The 16,401-nt window shown below is 59.2% G+C and carries 11 protein-coding genes and 1 pseudogene; 9 read left to right on the top strand and 3 right to left on the bottom strand.

Going from position 1 to position 16,401, the window contains the following annotated elements; translation table 11 throughout:
• Positions 1-60: 60 nt before the first annotated feature.
• The 6 genes and pseudogenes from GHO25_RS09470 to GHO25_RS09445 all read left to right on the top strand — a co-directional run.
• Positions 61-807, top strand: a pseudogene (locus GHO25_RS09470) (FecR family protein); the annotation flags it as partial.
• A 206-nt stretch (positions 808-1,013) separates the two neighbouring features.
• Positions 1,014-3,788, top strand: coding sequence for a TonB-dependent receptor (locus tag GHO25_RS09465; protein WP_153390660.1), 2,775 nt, complete (start codon positions 1,014-1,016; stop codon positions 3,786-3,788).
• Between the two features lie 97 nt (positions 3,789-3,885).
• On the top strand, positions 3,886-4,515 hold the full coding sequence (locus GHO25_RS09460; protein ID WP_123752072.1) for a heme acquisition protein HasA: 630 nt from the start codon (positions 3,886-3,888) through the stop codon (positions 4,513-4,515).
• Positions 4,516-4,628: 113 nt separating this feature from the next.
• A complete protein-coding gene (locus GHO25_RS09455) occupies positions 4,629-6,374 on the top strand; it encodes a type I secretion system permease/ATPase (RefSeq protein ID WP_153390659.1) in 1,746 nt (581 codons plus the stop codon).
• Positions 6,371-7,699 (top strand): HlyD family type I secretion periplasmic adaptor subunit, encoded by a 1,329-nt coding sequence (locus GHO25_RS09450; protein WP_153390658.1) that lies wholly within the window; start codon positions 6,371-6,373, stop codon positions 7,697-7,699. The genes GHO25_RS09455 and GHO25_RS09450 overlap by 4 nt, the downstream gene beginning before the upstream one ends.
• A complete protein-coding gene (locus GHO25_RS09445; RefSeq protein WP_153390657.1) occupies positions 7,696-9,030 on the top strand; it encodes a TolC family outer membrane protein in 1,335 nt (444 codons plus the stop codon). The genes GHO25_RS09450 and GHO25_RS09445 overlap by 4 nt, the downstream gene beginning before the upstream one ends.
• A 72-nt stretch (positions 9,031-9,102) precedes the next feature.
• Here GHO25_RS09445 and trmA read toward each other — a convergent pair whose 3' ends face one another.
• Positions 9,103-10,191 carry a tRNA (uridine(54)-C5)-methyltransferase TrmA gene (trmA, locus tag GHO25_RS09440; RefSeq protein ID WP_153390656.1) on the bottom strand — a complete coding sequence of 363 codons (1,089 nt, stop codon included), beginning with the start codon at positions 10,189-10,191 and terminating at the stop codon, positions 9,103-9,105.
• Positions 10,188-11,483, bottom strand: coding sequence for an NCS2 family permease (locus GHO25_RS09435; protein ID WP_048367449.1), 1,296 nt, complete (start codon positions 11,481-11,483; stop codon positions 10,188-10,190). Before GHO25_RS09435 ends, trmA begins: the two co-directional genes overlap by 4 nt.
• Before the next feature lie 210 nt (positions 11,484-11,693).
• Here GHO25_RS09435 and GHO25_RS09430 point away from each other — a divergent pair, with 210 nt between their 5' ends.
• Entirely contained in the window at positions 11,694-12,131 is a 438-nt protein-coding gene (locus GHO25_RS09430; protein WP_153390655.1) for a DUF4879 domain-containing protein, read from the top strand.
• Between the two features lie 152 nt (positions 12,132-12,283).
• Here GHO25_RS09430 and GHO25_RS09425 read toward each other — a convergent pair whose 3' ends face one another.
• Positions 12,284-13,501: an MFS transporter gene (locus GHO25_RS09425; RefSeq protein ID WP_153390654.1), complete on the bottom strand. Its 1,218-nt coding sequence runs from the start codon at positions 13,499-13,501 to the stop codon at positions 12,284-12,286.
• 403 nt (positions 13,502-13,904) lie between these two features.
• Between GHO25_RS09425 and GHO25_RS09420 the strand changes: the two genes are divergently transcribed.
• Together GHO25_RS09420 and cydB are read left to right on the top strand one after the other, a co-directional pair.
• Positions 13,905-15,344 carry a cytochrome ubiquinol oxidase subunit I gene (locus tag GHO25_RS09420; protein WP_048367446.1) on the top strand — a complete coding sequence of 480 codons (1,440 nt, stop codon included), beginning with the start codon at positions 13,905-13,907 and terminating at the stop codon, positions 15,342-15,344.
• A 3-nt stretch (positions 15,345-15,347) separates the two neighbouring features.
• Entirely contained in the window at positions 15,348-16,355 is a 1,008-nt protein-coding gene (cydB, locus tag GHO25_RS09415) for a cytochrome d ubiquinol oxidase subunit II (protein ID WP_048367444.1), read from the top strand.
• Positions 16,356-16,401: the final 46 nt, after the last annotated feature.

Raw genomic sequence — 16,401 nt, 5'->3', positions numbered from 1 at the left:
CATATTAACCAGCACCGTCGGGCCGCTGATCCAGCCCACCGCTAACACCAAGGACAGTACCGCAGACGCCCGCTGCGTTGGGTCGGGCGTGCTGCGGTACTGTCCTTGGTGTTAGCGGTGGGCTGGATCAGCGGCCCGACGGTGCTGGTTAATATGCAGTCCGACTACCGCACCGGTGCAGGAGAAATCCGCACAGTCCAGCTCGATGACGGCAGCTCGGTGGAGCTGGATGCGTCGAGCGCCATCCGTATCGACTATGACACTTACGAGCGGCGAATCAGCTTGCTGGCGGGCTCGGCAGTGTTTGACGTAGCGCCGATGGGCGAGGCAGAAGTCCGGCCCTTTGTGGTGCAAAGCGCAGGCGGGCAAACCAAAGCCTTGGGCACACAATTTGTTGTCGGGCGCCAAAGCAGCGACCAGGCCTGGGTCGGGGTGTTGCAACACAGCGTCGCTGTGAGCCTGCAAAGCCCGCCGGTTCAAGGCGCGGCCCGACAAACCCTGCAAGAGGGGCAAAGTGCGCGGTACAGCGCGCAGTTGGGTGTGCAGCCTTTGCCGGGCTTTGACTTGAGTGCGGCCACCAGTTGGCGTCGCGGCGTGCTGATTTTTGATCGCCAGCCGTTGGGTCAGGTGATCGAACAACTCAACCGCTATCGCCCCGGGCAAATCGTTTTGGCCAACCGTGCCTTGGCCGATCGGCAAGTCAGCGGCGTCTTCCGCCTCGAAATGCTCGACAGCGCCTTGCACACCCTCACCCAGGAACTGCACGTCAAACGTGTGGAACTGGCAGGCGTCAGCCTGATTTATTAAACCGACCCCTGTAGGAGCGAGCTTGCCTCGCGATCTTTTGACCTTCAAAGATCGCGAGGCAAGCTCGCTCCTACGAGGGTTTCATCAGCCAAATCCGGCTTCTGAAAATTATTCGCAAAAACCTTTACTGACTTTTCCCCGCCCGTTCGTCTTGCTATTGAGATTCATTCTCATAACAAGGCACGCAAGCCTGGGGATAACAAAAAATGGTCGTTAGTCAGCGCAAAGGGAAGCAGCCCGCAAGCCGGTTGGCCTTTGCTGTACATGTGGGAATATTGGCCGTATTAGCGGCGCACGCACCGGTGCACGCCGTTGAAAAAGTCAGCAGCGCCATTGCGCAAGAATTCATCGCCTTTCACATCCCGGCGCAGCCGCTGGATAAAGCGGTGCTGGTGTTTGCCGAGCAAGCCGGTTTGCAGGTGCTGTTTGACAGCCAGATGCTGCGTGGCCTCACTTCGCAGCCCCTTAACGGTGACTTCGGTGTGCAAGAAGGCCTGGCGCGCCTGCTGGGCAGCAACCCGGTGGAATACCGCTTTACGGGTGAACGCCAAGTGACCCTGACCCGTGTGAGCGGTGAGGCCAAAGGTGCGCTGGCGCTGGGCACCACCTCGGTGACCGCCAGTGAGAACGGCAACGGCGCAGACTGGGTGTACCAAACGCCCCAAGCGGTGTCGGTGATTACCCGCGAGCAAATCAACAAGCGTGCCCCGCGCCATGCCGCCGACATGCTCGAAGAAACCCCCGGCGTGTACACGGCTGTCGACCAGCGTGACCCAGGTTTGTCGATCAATATTCGTGGGATTCAGGACTATGGCCGGGTCAACATGAACGTTGACGGCATGCGCCAGAACTTCAACGTCAACGGCCACCAGCACCGCAATGGCGTGATGTTGATCGACCCGGAAATGGTCTCCAGCATCGAAATCGACAAAGGCTCGCAGTCCACCCTGGGCGGTGCCGGCGTTATCGGGGGGATCGCCACATTCAGAACCCTCGAAGCCAGTGACTTCCTGAAAGACGGCAAAGAATACGGCGGGCGCATTCGTGCGGGCAGCGGTATCGGCAACATGGGCAACGGCACCTATTTCAACGGTGGCGGGGTGTTCGCGTTTGGCAACGATATCGGTGATGCCTTGTTTGCCGTGAGCGAGCGGCACTTCGGCAACTACCGCAGCGGACGGCAGCATGCGGGCAATTTAGGGTCTCAAATGCGGCTCAAGGATGTACGCCCCGAAGCCTGGAAAAGCTGGCTGAAAAGTGAAGTCGGTGACGCAGGCAGCGTGACCCGCTCGCAAATGGCCAAGTTCGGTCTCAACCTGCCGAACGACCAGCGTGTGCAGTTGAGTTACCTGAACACCGACAGCGACAGCAATGATGCCTGGACCTACCTCAAGGCTGATCAGTCGGGTTATGACTATGTTCGGCACAGCAAAAACAACCTGAGCACCGCCAACTACGCCATTGACTACAGCTGGAACCCGGACAACGAACTGATCGATCTGAAGGCCAAGCTGTATTACGTCGACACGCAACTGGACCGTGCCAATGCTCGGCATAACGCCACGGCAGACAACGCCTTTGGTGCTTATAAAGACCGTTTCCAGACGGAGACCTGGGGCGGGTTGGTGCAAAACACCTCACTGTTCAACTTCGACACCTATGGTCAGTTGAGTGTGAATTACGGCCTGGAGATGTATCAGGACACATTCACGCCGCGCACCAACAAAGTGGCCGCCGTCAACGAACAGTCGCTACCTTATGTAGAGGGCGCGAACCCCTCTGGCAAGCGAACTATGGCCAGTCTGTTCAGTAATCTGGAGTATGACTACAACGGTTGGTTGAACCTGAGCGGTGGTTTGCGCTATGACCGCTATCGCCTGGAAGGTAAAACAGGCATGACGCTTTTCGAACGACAAATCATTCGTTATGAAAATGGTGTGCCGGTGGTCAATCTCGACCCAGGTAAGCGCGTCGAAAAGATGTACGACGTGGACAATGAGAGCGGTCATTTTTCGCCGACCTTTGGCATCGCCATCAAGCCCGGTGTGGACTGGCTGCAACTGTATTCTCATGTCGGTAAAGGCTGGCGCCCACCGGCAGTGACGGAGGTGTTCATGACAGGGCGCCCCCATGCGGGCGAAGCACCTGAGCGGGTATTCCCAAATCCTTTCCTCAAGGCTGAAGAGTCGAAAGACTGGGAGGTGGGTTTCAATATCTTCAAAGAGTCGCTGTTCTTCGATAATGACCGGCTCGGGATGAAGGTGTCGTACTTCGATAACCGAATCAAGAATTTCTCGTTTATGCAGTACGGTATTAGCCTGCCGGAGGCCGCGACGAGTAATTTTGGTGACTTGGCGTACGTTAATAATCTGAGTGATACACGTTTTCGAGGTGTTGAATATCAACTTAATTACGACATGGGGCGGGCTTATACAAACTTGAGTTATACCCATATGATCGGCAGTAATGACTTTTGTTCCAAGCGCTATTACATGGGTGGAGCGAAAACAACAGGGAAAACACTCAAAAGTTATATAGAGCGCTATGTACGTCCGGATGGAAAAATAGGCATTCGTCCTGTCAGCGAAAAAGAGTGGCTGGATGATGATGTGAAAAATAACGCGGTTGATTGTGGCGGGATAATGGGCAATGCGACGTACATGCCTGCGGATCGAGGCTCATTAACCATTGGTGCGCGCTTCCTGGAGCGGCGTTTGGATACAGGCGTTCGCCTGCGCTACAGCCCTGGCAACGGCAGAGATCTTAATGCGCATAACTATAAGTCCATCGAACAGGCCATGTGGCCTAAATACAGTGTCTATGATCTGTATGCCAGTTACTGGATGACTGACGATTTTAATATTTCGTTGGTGATGGAAAACGCTACGGACGAAGCCTACTTTGTTGCTATGGGTGATGTTAATAACTTGAGTCTGGCGCGCGGGCGGACACTGAGCGGTATGCTCGAATATAAGTTTTAAGTAGAAAACGTATTCCTTATTAAAGAATTTGCCCATGTCGGGTAAATGCACACGTTCGTGTGCGCTCACTAAAACTGTCCAAGGAAAAGGTTAAGAGATGGCTATTTCAATTACCTACAACTCTGCATTTGGTGATATTTCCATTCAGGACGTGCTCAGCGTCTGGTCCACTGGTTTCAAAACGGCCGGCCATGGCACGGGCAATACAGGTGGATTTAACACGGGCACGGGTCAGTATGATGGCGAGCAATATGCGACCCACGGTGCCAATGGATCTCAGTATGCCTACATCGCCGGAAGCGATACGACTGATGGCTTGCATTATGTGTATAACCCGCTTGTTTCACCGGGTGACAACATGAATCACTACCTGTGGGGTGAGTTGGACAGCGTACAACTGGGCACGGATTTGAACGGCGGCAGTGGTAGCCCATTCACACTTGATGATTACTTTGTCTCCTTCAACGGCCTCGACCTGTCCGCCGCCAGCGATGCTGGCCGTGCAGGCAACGCTGTTCAGGACGTGATCTACGGCCTGATGCGCGGCAATGTGGCAGGCCTGGAAGGCGTGCTCAACACCCTGCTGAGCGAGTTCAATCTGAGCACCGATTCGACCTTCGACCAACTGGCGGCTGCCGGTCTGGCGCACGCCGACACCGCGTTTGCGGCTGATATCGGCCTGGTCGGTGTGCAAGACGCTGCCCAAGACTGGGCGCTGGCGGCTTAACACGCTCTCTCAGCCTTGAACCCAATCCTGTGGGAGCGGGCTTGCTCGCGATGACCTCGCTGGCGAGTCAGCTCCCGCAGTTTGATCGGTGATTTTTCCACGGAACTCTCTTCATGACCCGGCCCAAAGCCCACGTCGCCAACGAGATGCTGGCTGCCTTGACGGCCTACAAACGTGCTTTTTTCAACATTGGCCTGTTCTCGGCCGTGATCAATTTACTGATGCTGGCCCCCGCGCTGTACATGTTGCAGGTGTACGACCGGGTGTTGGCCTCGGGCAATGAAATGACCCTGTTGATGCTGACGCTGATGATCCTCGGCCTGTTTGGCCTGATGGGCGCGTTGGAATGGGTGCGCAGCCAGGTGGTGATCCGCCTCGGCACGCAAATGGACATGCGCTTGAATCAGCGGGTCTATGACGCTGCCTTTGAGGCGCAATTAAGCACCGGTAGCCCGGCGGCCGGGCAGGCGCTGAATGACCTGACCAGCCTGCGCCAGTTCGCGACCGGCAATGCGTTGTTCGCGTTTTTCGATGCGCCGTGGTTTCCGGTGTACCTGTGGGTGATCTTTATGTTCAGCCCGTGGTTGGGGCTGCTGGCCCTCGGTGGTGCGGTGCTGCTGATGCTGCTGGCGTGGCTTAATCAGCGGCTGTCGCAGGGGCCGCTCAAGGCCGCCAGCGAGTTATCGGTTGAAGCCACCCAGCAGGCCAGCGCGCATTTGCGCAATGCCGAAGCGATTGAGGCGATGGGCATGCTCGCGACCTTGCGCGGCCATTGGCTGGCGCAGCACACGGCATTTTTGGCGCAGCAGAACCTGGCCAGTGAAAAAACCGCCAGTGTCGGTGCCTGGTCCAAAGGCGTACGTCTGGCCTTGCAATCACTGGTGCTGGGGCTGGGCGCATTGCTGGCGGTGCAAGGGCAAATTACCGCCGGGATGATGATCGCCGGATCCATTTTGATGGGCCGGGTGCTGAGCCCTATCGATCAGTTGATTGGTGTGTGGAAGCAATGGACTTCAGCGCGCCTAGCCTATCAACGCCTCGAATCACTCTTGCAGGCGCATCCGGCCCGCCCGCCGCGCATGGCGCTGCCCGTTCCACGGGGCGAACTGGCGGTTGAGCAACTCAGCGCCAGCGCACCCGGAACGCGGCGTGCCACGTTGAGCAACCTGAGTTTTACCTTGCCCGCCGGGCAGGTGCTCGGTGTGATCGGCCCGTCAGGCTGCGGCAAGTCGACCTTGGCCCGCTTGCTGGTTGGGGTCTGGCAGCCGCTGGCTGGCAAGGTTCGGCTGGATGGCGCGCAACTGTCGCAATGGGACAAACAGCAACTCGGCCCGCATCTGGGGTATTTGCCTCAGGACATTCAGTTGTTTGCCGGAACCATCGCGCAAAACATCGCCCGCTTTGCTCAAGTTGATGCCGACAAGGTGTTGGCGGCGGCGCAGATGGCAGGTGTGCATTCACTGATTTTGCAAATGCCCGAAGGCTACGACACCCGCCTGGGCGACGGCGGCGCCGGGTTGTCGGGCGGGCAGAAGCAGCGCATCGGCCTGGCCCGTGCTTTGTACGGCTTGCCCGCGCTGATCGTGCTCGATGAGCCCAACGCCAACCTTGATGAAGCCGGGGAGCAAGCCTTGCTACAGGCCATTGCCCAACTCAAACAGCTCAAGCGCACGCTGATCCTGATCACCCACAAACCCAACGTACTGACCCTCACAGATCAACTGTTGATCTTGCGTGAAGGTCAGTTACAAGCCTTTGGCCCCACCGCCAAGGTGCTCGCCGCGCCCAAGCCCGCAGCGCCCAAACCGGCCATGAATGTGAGCTACCGACTTGGCACCGTAGAGGCGAACAAAGCATGAGTGCCGCAAACGCCAAACCGCCCTATGAGGGTAACGTGCTGCAACTGGACGATCGCCGCCATGCGCGCCTGGGTTGGCTGCTGATGCTCGGCGGGTTTCTCGGGTTTCTCGCCTGGGCTGCTTTGGCGCCACTGGACAAAGGTGTCGCGGTGTCGGGCAAGGTCATGGTCTCGGGCAATCGCAAAGTGGTGCAGCATCCCAGTGGCGGGATTGTTGAGCGCATCGACGTGCGTGATGGCGACCGTGTGCAAGCGGGGCAAGTACTGATCCGGCTCAAGGAAACGCCGTTGTTGGGCCAGGCGCAGTCGCTGCGCAGCCAGTTTTATGGATCGTTGGCCAGCGAGGCCCGGCTCAATGCCGAGGTTGAGGGCGCTGCGAGTGTGAGTTTTCCTGCTGAGCTGATGGCGCTGCATCACGAGTCCGAAGTGGCGTCGAACCAGGCATTGCAACAGCAGTTGTTCGCCAGCCGGCGTCAGGCGTTGCTGCTCGATCAGCAAGGCATCGGCGAAAGCATCGCCGGGGCTGAGGCGCAATTGCGCGGGGTGCGTGACTCGCAAGCCAATAAAGTGCTGCAACGCACGGCATTGGACGAGCAACTGCAAGGCCTTCGCGAATTGGCCCGTGAGGGCTACATCCCGCGTAATCGACTGCTGGACAGCGAGCGGGTGTACGCCCAAGTGCTGGGCTCGATCAGCGAAGACTATGGCCGCATCGGGCAACTCCAGCGTCAGGTGCAGGAGATGCGCCTGAAAATTCGACAACTGAGCGAGGAATATCAGAAAGAAGTCCGTACGCAATTGGCGGACACCCGCATACGCAGCGAAGACTTACGCAACCGCTTGGCGTCGGCCGAGTTTGAACTGGCCAACAGCCAGTTACGCGCGCCGGTGGCGGGGATTGTGGTCGGGCTCGATGTGTTTACCGAGGGCGGGGTGATCCGGCCGGGCCAGGCCCTGATGGAAATCGTCCCGCAGGGCGAGCCATTACTGGTCGAGGCGCGGGTGCCTGTGGAACTGGCCGACAAGGTTCACGCCGGGTTACCGGTGCAACTGATGTTTTCGGCCTTTAGCCAAAGCACCACGCCACGGGTGGCGGGCGAGGTGACGCTGGTGTCGGCAGACCGTCAGGTCGATGAACGTACCGATGAGCCTTATTACACGCTGCGGGCGCAGGTCAGTGCCGAGGGCATGGCGCAACTGGCCGGTTTGCAGATTCGCCCCGGCATGCCGGTCGAGGCCTTTGTGCGCACCGGCGAGCGCTCGATGCTCAATTACCTGTTCAAACCCTTACTGGACCGCACGCACATGGCGTTGGTGGAGGAATGAGTGTGCGTCGATTGTGCAGCGGGGTGTTGATGCTGGGCGCGGTGTTGGCCAGCCCGGTACAGGCATTGGGTTTGCTTGAGGCGTATGACTTGGCGGTGCGCAACGATCCGACCTTTCAGGCGGCGATAGAAGAGCGCGCCGCGGGCCAGGAAAATCGGGCCCTCGGGCGTTCAGCCCTGTTGCCGACCCTGGCGTGGAATTACAGCAATTCGCGCAATGAGTCTGAAGTCACGCAATCGCACACAAAGACCGACCGCGATTACCGCAGCTATGCGGCGACGTTGACCCTGCAGCAACCGCTGCTGGACTACGAGGCCTATGCACGCTTTAAACAAGGCGCGGCGCAGGCCTTGCTGGCCGACGAGCGTTTTCGCAGTAAAAGCCAGTATTTGGCGGTGCGGGTTTTAAGTGCGTATAGCCAGGCCTTGTTGGCACAGGAGCGGATTGAGCTGAGCCGGGCGCAGAAACGGGCGTACAGCGAGCGCTTGCAACTCAACCAACGGCTGTTAAAAGGCGGCGAGGGAACTCGCACCGATGTGCTGGAAACCCAGGCACGCCTGAGCCTGGCGGTCGCCCAGGAAATCGAAGCCCAAGACACGCTGGATGCCGCCTTGCACGAACTGGAGGCCATGCTCGGTGAGCCGTTGCAGGTGGAGCAGCTTGACCCGTTATTGCCACACTTCAGCATTCAGCCACTGGAGCCGCAGCGCTTTGAAAGCTGGCGCGAACTGGCCCTGGCCAATAACCCGGACCTGGCGTCGCAACAGCACGCCCTGACGTCGGCCGAGTACGAAGTGGAACGCAAGCGGGCCGGGCATTTGCCCAAGCTCAGTGTGTACGCGAGCAGTCGGCAAACCAGTTCGGACTCTGAGAGCACCTACCACCAAAAGTACGACACCAACAGCGTCGGCATCCAGCTCAGCGTGCCGTTGTTTGCCGGGGGCTCGGTGTCGGCATCGACACGCCAGGCGGCGCGGCAACTGTCGCAGGCGCAGTACGAACTGGACGCGCAAACAGCCGCGACATTGGTGGACTTGCGCAAGCAATACAACCTCAACAGCAGCGCGGCGGCCAAGGTGCGGGCCTACGAAATGGCCGTGCAGTCAGCCAGTGCGTTGGTCAATGCAACGCGCAAAAGCGTGAGTGGCGGGGAGCGGGTCAATCTGGATGTACTGGATGCCGAGCAGCAACTGTATAGCGCAAAACGGGATTTGGCCGAGGCAAAGTACGCGTATTTACTGGCGCGGGTGCAACTCAAGTACTACGCGGGCTTATTGAATGACGCGGATTTACTGCAGGTGGCGGGGTATTTTCACGTTCAGAAACCGTAGCGCGCCCATCGCGGGCAAGCCCGCTCCCACAGGGGGTCAACTTGTGGGAGCGGGCTTGCTCGCGATCAGGCTTTAGCGACGAACCAGCAACACGCCCGATTCCATGTGGTGAGTCCACGGGAATTGGTCAAACACGGCGCAACGCTCGATACGGTGCGTGTCGTGCAGTTGGGCGATGTTTTCGGCCAGGGTCAACGGGTTGCACGAGATGTACAGGATGTTGTCGAAGCGGCGGGTCAGTTCGCAGGTGTCCGGGTCCATGCCCGCGCGCGGCGGGTCGACGAAGACGCTGCCGAATTCGTAGCTTTTCAGGTCAATGCCCTGCAAGCGGCGGAACGGGCGGACTTCGTTGAGGGCTTCGGTGAGTTCTTCTGCCGACAAACGCACCAGCTTGACGTTATCCACAGCGTTGTCGCTGAGGTTGTTCAAGGCGGCGTTGACCGAGGTCTTGCTGATTTCAGTGGCCAGCACGTTGCGTACGCGGGTCGCCAAAGGCAGGGTGAAGTTGCCGTTGCCGCAGTACAGTTCGAGCAGGTCGTCGGAACGTTCGCCCAATACTTCGTATGCCCAATTGAGCATTTTCTGGTTAACCGTGCCGTTTGGCTGGGTGAACGCGCCTTCGGGTTGTTGATAAGTGAAGGTGCGGCCCGCAATGTCGAGCTTTTCGACCACGTAATCACGCCCAATCACGACGCGCTTGCCCTTGGAGCGGCCAATCACGCTGACGTCGAGGTCTTTTGCCAACTGCTCGGCAGCGTTTTGCCAGTGCTCGTCCAGCGGGCGGTGATAGCACAAGGTAACCATGGCATCACCGGCCAAGGTGGTCTGGAACTCCACCTGGAACAGTTTGTGGCTCAGCGCCGAGCTGGCTTGCCACGCGGCCTTGAGCTGCGGCATCAACTGGTTGATGCGCAGGCTGGCAATCGGGAAGTCTTCGATCAGGATCGGCGTGCGCTTGTCATCCTGGGCGAACATTGCGTAGTGGCGCTCGCCACCTTCGCGCCACAGGCGGAACTCGGCGCGCAGGCGAAAGTGCTTCAACGGCGAGTCAAACACCTGCGGCTCAGGCGCGTCGAACGGCGCCAGCAAATCGCGCAGTCGTTGGGCCTTGGCCTCAAGTTCCAGGGTGTAGGTAGCAGAATCAAACGGCAAAGCACTCATGCGTTAAACCAACCCAGCTTGACCACAAACAGAATCGACAGAATGATCAGCGGCGCATTCAGCTCGCGGGCGCGACCCGACAGCAGCTTGATCACGGTCCAGGAAATAAAGCCGAAGGCGATGCCGCTGGCGATGGAGTAGGTGAACGGCATGGCCAGCGCGGTGATCACCACCGGCGCAGCAACGGTCACGTCTTCCCAGTCGATTTCGGCCAGGCCGCTCATCATCAGTACGGCCACGAACATCAGCGCAGGTGCGGTGGCGAACGCCGGAACGCTGGCCGCCAGTGGCGAGAAGAACAACGCCAGCAAGAACATGATGCCGACCACGATGGCGGTCAGGCCGGTACGGCCACCGGCGCTCACGCCCGCTGCCGACTCGATGTAGCTGGTGGTGGTTGAGGTACCCAGCAACGAACCGGCCATGGCCGCGGTGCTGTCAGCGATCAGGGCGCGGCCCATTTTCGGCATGTGGCCGTCTTTGCCCATCAGGCCAGCGCGCTTGGCCACACCGATCAGGGTGCCGGAGTTGTCGAACAGGTCAACGAACAGGAAGGCGAAAATCACGCTGACCAGACCGATGTCCAGTGCGCCTTTAATGTCCAGTTGCAGGAAGGTCGGGGCCAGCGACGGCGGCATCGACATCACGCCACCGAAGTCGGTCACGCCCAGGGCGATGGACGCAACGGTCACCGCCAGAATGCCGATCAGCACCGCACCGCGTACGCGCAGGGCTTCCAGAGCCACGATCAGGGCAAAGCCCAGGGAGGCCAGGATCACTTTTGGCTGAGACAGGTCGCCCATGCCGACCAAGGTGGCCTTGTTGGCAACCACGATACCGGCGTTACCCAGGGCGATCAGCGCCAGGAACAGGCCGATACCGGCGGCAATGGCCGAGCGCAGCGGCAGCGGAATGCTGTTGATGATCCATTCGCGGATGCGGAAGATCGACAGCAGGAAGAACAGCACCGCTGAAATAAACACCGCGCCCAGCGCCACTTGCCAGGTGTGGCCCATGTGCAAGACCACGGTGTAAGTGAAGAAGGCATTCAGGCCCATGCCCGGCGCCAGGGCGATCGGGTAGTTGGCGATGATGCCCATGATTGCCGAGCCGATGGCGGCTGCCAGGCAGGTCGCGACAAACACCGCGCCTTTGTCCATCCCGGTTTCGCCGAGGATGCTCGGGTTCACGAAGAGGATGTAGGCCATCGCCAGGAAGGTGGTGATACCCGCAAGAATCTCGGTTCGCACAGTGGTGTTGTGTGCTTTGAGTTGAAACAGCCTTTCCAGCATGCCAGTCCCCGTGGCGCCACCGGCGCCGTGATTAAATCGTTTTCAACAGCAAAGCACAGACGCCTGAGGCCTGAGGTTTTTCTGTCTGTCGGAAAAAGCCGCGCATCATACCAGCAGCACAGGCGTCTGGCTGCTTTGCTGACTCAACGGCGCGATGTTTTGTAACGTCGAGTGCACAGGCATACTGCGTGCCAGTTATCGGGGGGATCCATGAAGCACATCATCAACGCTTTAATTGCCGGTTATTGTCTGTTTATAAGCGCCGGTGCGAGTGCGGCGCCAGCGATGCCATTGAGCACCGTCGAAATTCTCAAGGTAGCGTCTAACTCGGGGGCTGTGGAGGATGTGTCGGATGGTCGCGAGCAGACCAAAATGCAGCACCGTGGGCCGCACATCAAAGTGTATGTGCTGGAACGCGGCTACGGCGGCCAGCCCACGGTGACGTTTGACGGCCAGATCATCGATGGCGTGCGCACCCCGGTGTGCAATAAAGGCGAGGGTTTGGTGACCTGTGACGGTGCGGGCACCACCGTGGGTTACGTCTACACCTTCGATTTGGGTAACAACCAGGACGGCTGGTTCCAGTTCAGTAACACGTCGCTGGTGGCGCCGTTCAAGCGCCTGCAAACGCAGCTGTATATTCGCTAGCCCAAGCCCCCGTAGCAGTTGACGAGTAGTACGAGGCATAGCCGCCGTAAAGTCAGGCGCTTGGGTTGTTAGCGCTTACGATCGCTTCGCAATCGGACGTAGCCTCGCGGAGCTCGTCAACTGCTACGCACTGGTTTTGCGGTGTATCCGCTTTAATCCTCAACCAGCCGGTCACGCTTGGCCAGGCCCGGGAACAGTTTTATCCACAGCCCGGCGATAAACAGCGTGCCCACGCCGCCCAGCACCACGGCCGGCACGGTGCCCAGCCAGTGGGCGGTGGCGCCGGACTCAAACTCGCCAAGCTGGTTGGACGCGCCAATAAACAGGCCGTTGACCGCGCTGACCCGGCCACGCATTTCATCCGGGGTTTCCAGTTGCACGAACGAGGCACGGATAACCATGCTGATCATGTCGGCCGCGCCCAGTACCACCAGCACCGCCATCGAGAACCAGAACGAGGTCGACAGCCCGAAAGCGATGGTCGCGACCCCGAATACCCCCACGGCGGTGAACATGGTGCGCCCTACCTTGCGCTCAAACGGGAAGCGCGCCAGCCACAATGACATTAACAACGCGCCCACCGCCGGGGCCGAACGCAGCATGCCCAGGCCCCACGGGCCGGTCAGCAGAATGTCTTTGGCAAACACCGGCAACAGCGCAGTCGCACCGCCCAGCAACACGGCGAACAGGTCCAGCGAGATGGCCCCGAGGATGTCCGGGCGGCTGCGGATAAAGCGAATCCCGGCCAGTAGCGAGTCCATCGTCGCCTTGCCTTTGTTCAGCGCCACCTGGCGGGCCGGCAGGTTGCTCATTAACAGTGCGGCAATCAGGTACAGCACCACGCTGGGGCCATATACCCACACGCTGCCGAACGCATAGAGCAAGCCACCAAACGCCGGGGCCACGATGGTCGCCGATTGCTGGGCCGCCTGTGCTGCGGCCACGGCGCGGGGGAACAATGCCACGGGGACGATGGAGGGCAGCAAAGCCTGGGTGGTGGGCATTTCAAATGAGCGGGCAGCGCCGAGTAAAAACGCCAGGATAAAGATCATTTCACGGGTGATGCTGCCACTCAGGCTGCTGATCGCCAGGGTCAGGGCAATCATCGCTTGCAGCGACTGGCACAGCGCGGCCACCCGGCGGCGATCATAGCGGTCGGCCACATGCCCGGTGTGCAACATGAACAGCACGCGCGGCGCGAACTCGATCAGCCCCACCCAGCCCAGGTCCATCACGTTACCGGTCAGTTGGTAGAGGTTCCAGCCAATGGCCACTGTCAGCATCTGGAAGGCGCTGGCGGTGAAGATGCGGGCAAACCAAAAGGCCACAAAAGGCCGGTGATGACGTAACAGAAGCGGCTGGCTGGTCATTGAAGGGTCGTGGCAGAGGGCAGGGGACGTCGAGATTATCATTTTTCTGTAACAAATAATGACTCGCCCTGACGCTTTGCGAAAACCGCCCAACGGTCATGCCAAAAAACGCGTGCGGCTATTACACGCACTTCCTGCAACTGTCTATTTCAGGGCCTGGGACAACCTGTCACGCGACAACCAGCCACATTAGCCACACGCCGAGAATGGACTACTCTTTCAGCAATGTTTGATCCAGGTCAAAGCCCGCAAGGGTTTTACTGGAATGGCCAGACGGCCAGATTCCCTTGCGTGGTGGCCAGCAGTGCGAGCGCAGATTCGCAAAGGCCATTGCTCGTGGGGCTGTTGGACACCGGCGTCCTGTCGGTGCCCTGACAACCTGATACCTGATAGAGGAAGACTTATGTTCGGTTTGGAGGCTCTCGATCTCGCCCGAATTCAGTTCGCGTTCACCGTATCGTTCCACATTCTATTTCCCGCCATCACCATCGGTCTCGCCAGTTATCTCATGGTGCTCGAAGGCATGTGGCTGAAAACCCGTGACGATACGTACCGCGACCTGTACCACTTTTGGTCGAAGATTTTTGCAGTCAACTTTGGCATGGGCGTAGTGTCTGGCCTGGTCATGGCGTACCAGTTCGGGACCAACTGGTCGCGGTTCTCGGACTTCGCAGGGGCTGTCACCGGGCCTTTGCTGACCTATGAAGTGCTCACCGCCTTCTTCCTTGAGGCCGGTTTTCTGGGCGTCATGCTGTTTGGCTGGAACCGCGTGGGTCGCGGCATGCACTTCTTCTCCACCATCATGGTGGCGGTCGGCACGCTGATTTCGACCTTCTGGATCCTGGCCTCCAACAGCTGGATGCAAACCCCGCAGGGTTTCGAAATCATTGATGGCCGGGTGATCCCGGTGGATTGGCTGGCGGTGATCTTCAACCCGTCGTTCCCTTACCGCCTGGCGCACATGGCCACGGCCGCCTTTGTGGCCACCGCCTTCTTTGTCGGCGCTTCGGCTGCCTGGCATCTGTTGCGTGGGCGTAATACGCCGGCCATTCGCCGCATGTTCTCGATGGCGATGTGGATGGCCCTGGTGGTTGCCCCCATTCAGGCGTTTATCGGTGATGCCCACGGGTTGAACACGCTGAAATATCAGCCGGTAAAAATCGCTGCGATCGAAGGGCACTGGGAAAACAAGCCCGGTGAGCCTACCCCGTTGATCCTGTTCGGCATCCCGAACATGAAAACCGAAACCACCGACTACAAGATCGAAGTGCCGTACCTGGGCAGTTTGATCCTGACCCACAGCCTGGACAAACAGATCCCGGCGATGAAGGACTACCCGGCGGCGGACCGTCCTAACTCCACCATCGTGTTCTTCACGTTCCGCATCATGGTGGCGCTGGGCATGCTGATGATCGTCATCGGCCTGTGGAGCGTGTGGCTGCGCAAACGCGGCACGCTGTATGAAAACCGCTGGTTCTTGAAGCTGGTGCTGTGGATGGGGCCGTCGGGTCTGATCGCCATCCTGGCAGGTTGGTTCACCACCGAAGTCGGCCGTCAGCCGTGGGTGGTCTACGGGTTGATGCGCACCGCCGATGCGTCGTCCAACCACAGCGTGACGCAAATGAGCATCACCCTGATCATGTTTGTGCTGGTGTACTTCTCGCTGTTCGGCGTCGGTATTGGCTACATGATGCGTCTGGTGCGTAAAGGCCCGATTGCCCACGAGGGTGATGGTCAGCCTTCAGGTGGCCCAGGTCAGCAACGCACGCCTGCCCGTCCTTTGTCGGCTGCCGTTGAAGGCACCGAAGAAGGTTACAGCGACAGCCTGAAGAAGGGGAACTGAGTCATGGGTATTGATCTGCCACTTATCTGGGCAATCATCATCATCTTTGGCGTCATGATGTACGTGGTCATGGATGGCTTCGATCTCGGGATCGGCATCCTCTTCCCCTTCATCAAAGGCGAGAAAGACCGCGATGTGATGATGAACACCGTTGCCCCCGTCTGGGACGGTAACGAAACCTGGCTGGTACTGGGCGGTGCGGCGCTGTTTGGCGCCTTCCCGCTGGCTTACTCGGTTGTGCTGTCGGCGCTGTACCTGCCGCTGATCCTGATGCTGGTCGGCTTGATCTTCCGCGGTGTGGCCTTTGAGTTTCGCTTCAAGGCCAAGGCCGACAAGCGTCACATCTGGGACAAAGCGTTCATTTGGGGTTCGATCATCGCCACTTTCTTTCAGGGCGTGGCGCTGGGGGCCTTTATTGAAGGGATACCGGTGGTCAACCGTGAATACGCCGGTGGCGGGCTGGACTGGTTGTCACCGTTCAGCCTGTTCTGCGGCCTCGGCTTGATCGTGGCCTACGCCTTGCTCGGTTGCACCTGGTTGATCATGAAAACCGAAGGCCCGCTGCAAGAGCGCATGCACAACCTGGGGCGGCCATTGGCAATTGCCCTGCTGGTGGTGATGGGCGTTGTCAGCTTGTGGACGCCGCTGGCGCACACAGACATTGCCGCACGCTGGTTCACCTTGCCGAACCTGTTCTGGTTCCTGCCGGTGCCGATTCTGGTGCTGGTGACCATGTACGGGCTGTTCAAGGCGATTGCGCGCAATGCCCACTACACGCCGTTCCTGCTGACCCTGCTGCTGATTTTTCTGGGTTACAGCGGTTTGGGCATCAGCTTGTGGCCGAACATCATCCCGCCGTCGATTTCGATCTGGGAGGCCGCTGCGCCGCCGCAAAGCCAGGGCTTTATGCTGGTGGGCACCTTGTTCATCCTGCCGTTTATCCTGGGTTACACCTACTGGAGCTACTACGTGTTCCGCGGCAAAGTCACCCACGAAGACGGTTACCACTAGTTGCAAGTGCCGCTGCGCCCCACCGGGCGCAGCCTTTTCTCAGAGG

Source organism: Pseudomonas sp. FSL R10-1350, assembly GCF_009600525.1.
Classification (GTDB): domain Bacteria; phylum Pseudomonadota; class Gammaproteobacteria; order Pseudomonadales; family Pseudomonadaceae; genus Aquipseudomonas; species Aquipseudomonas helleri.
The sequence above is the reverse complement of the archived record's forward strand: the minus strand, read 5'-3'. Positions and strand labels throughout refer to the sequence as shown.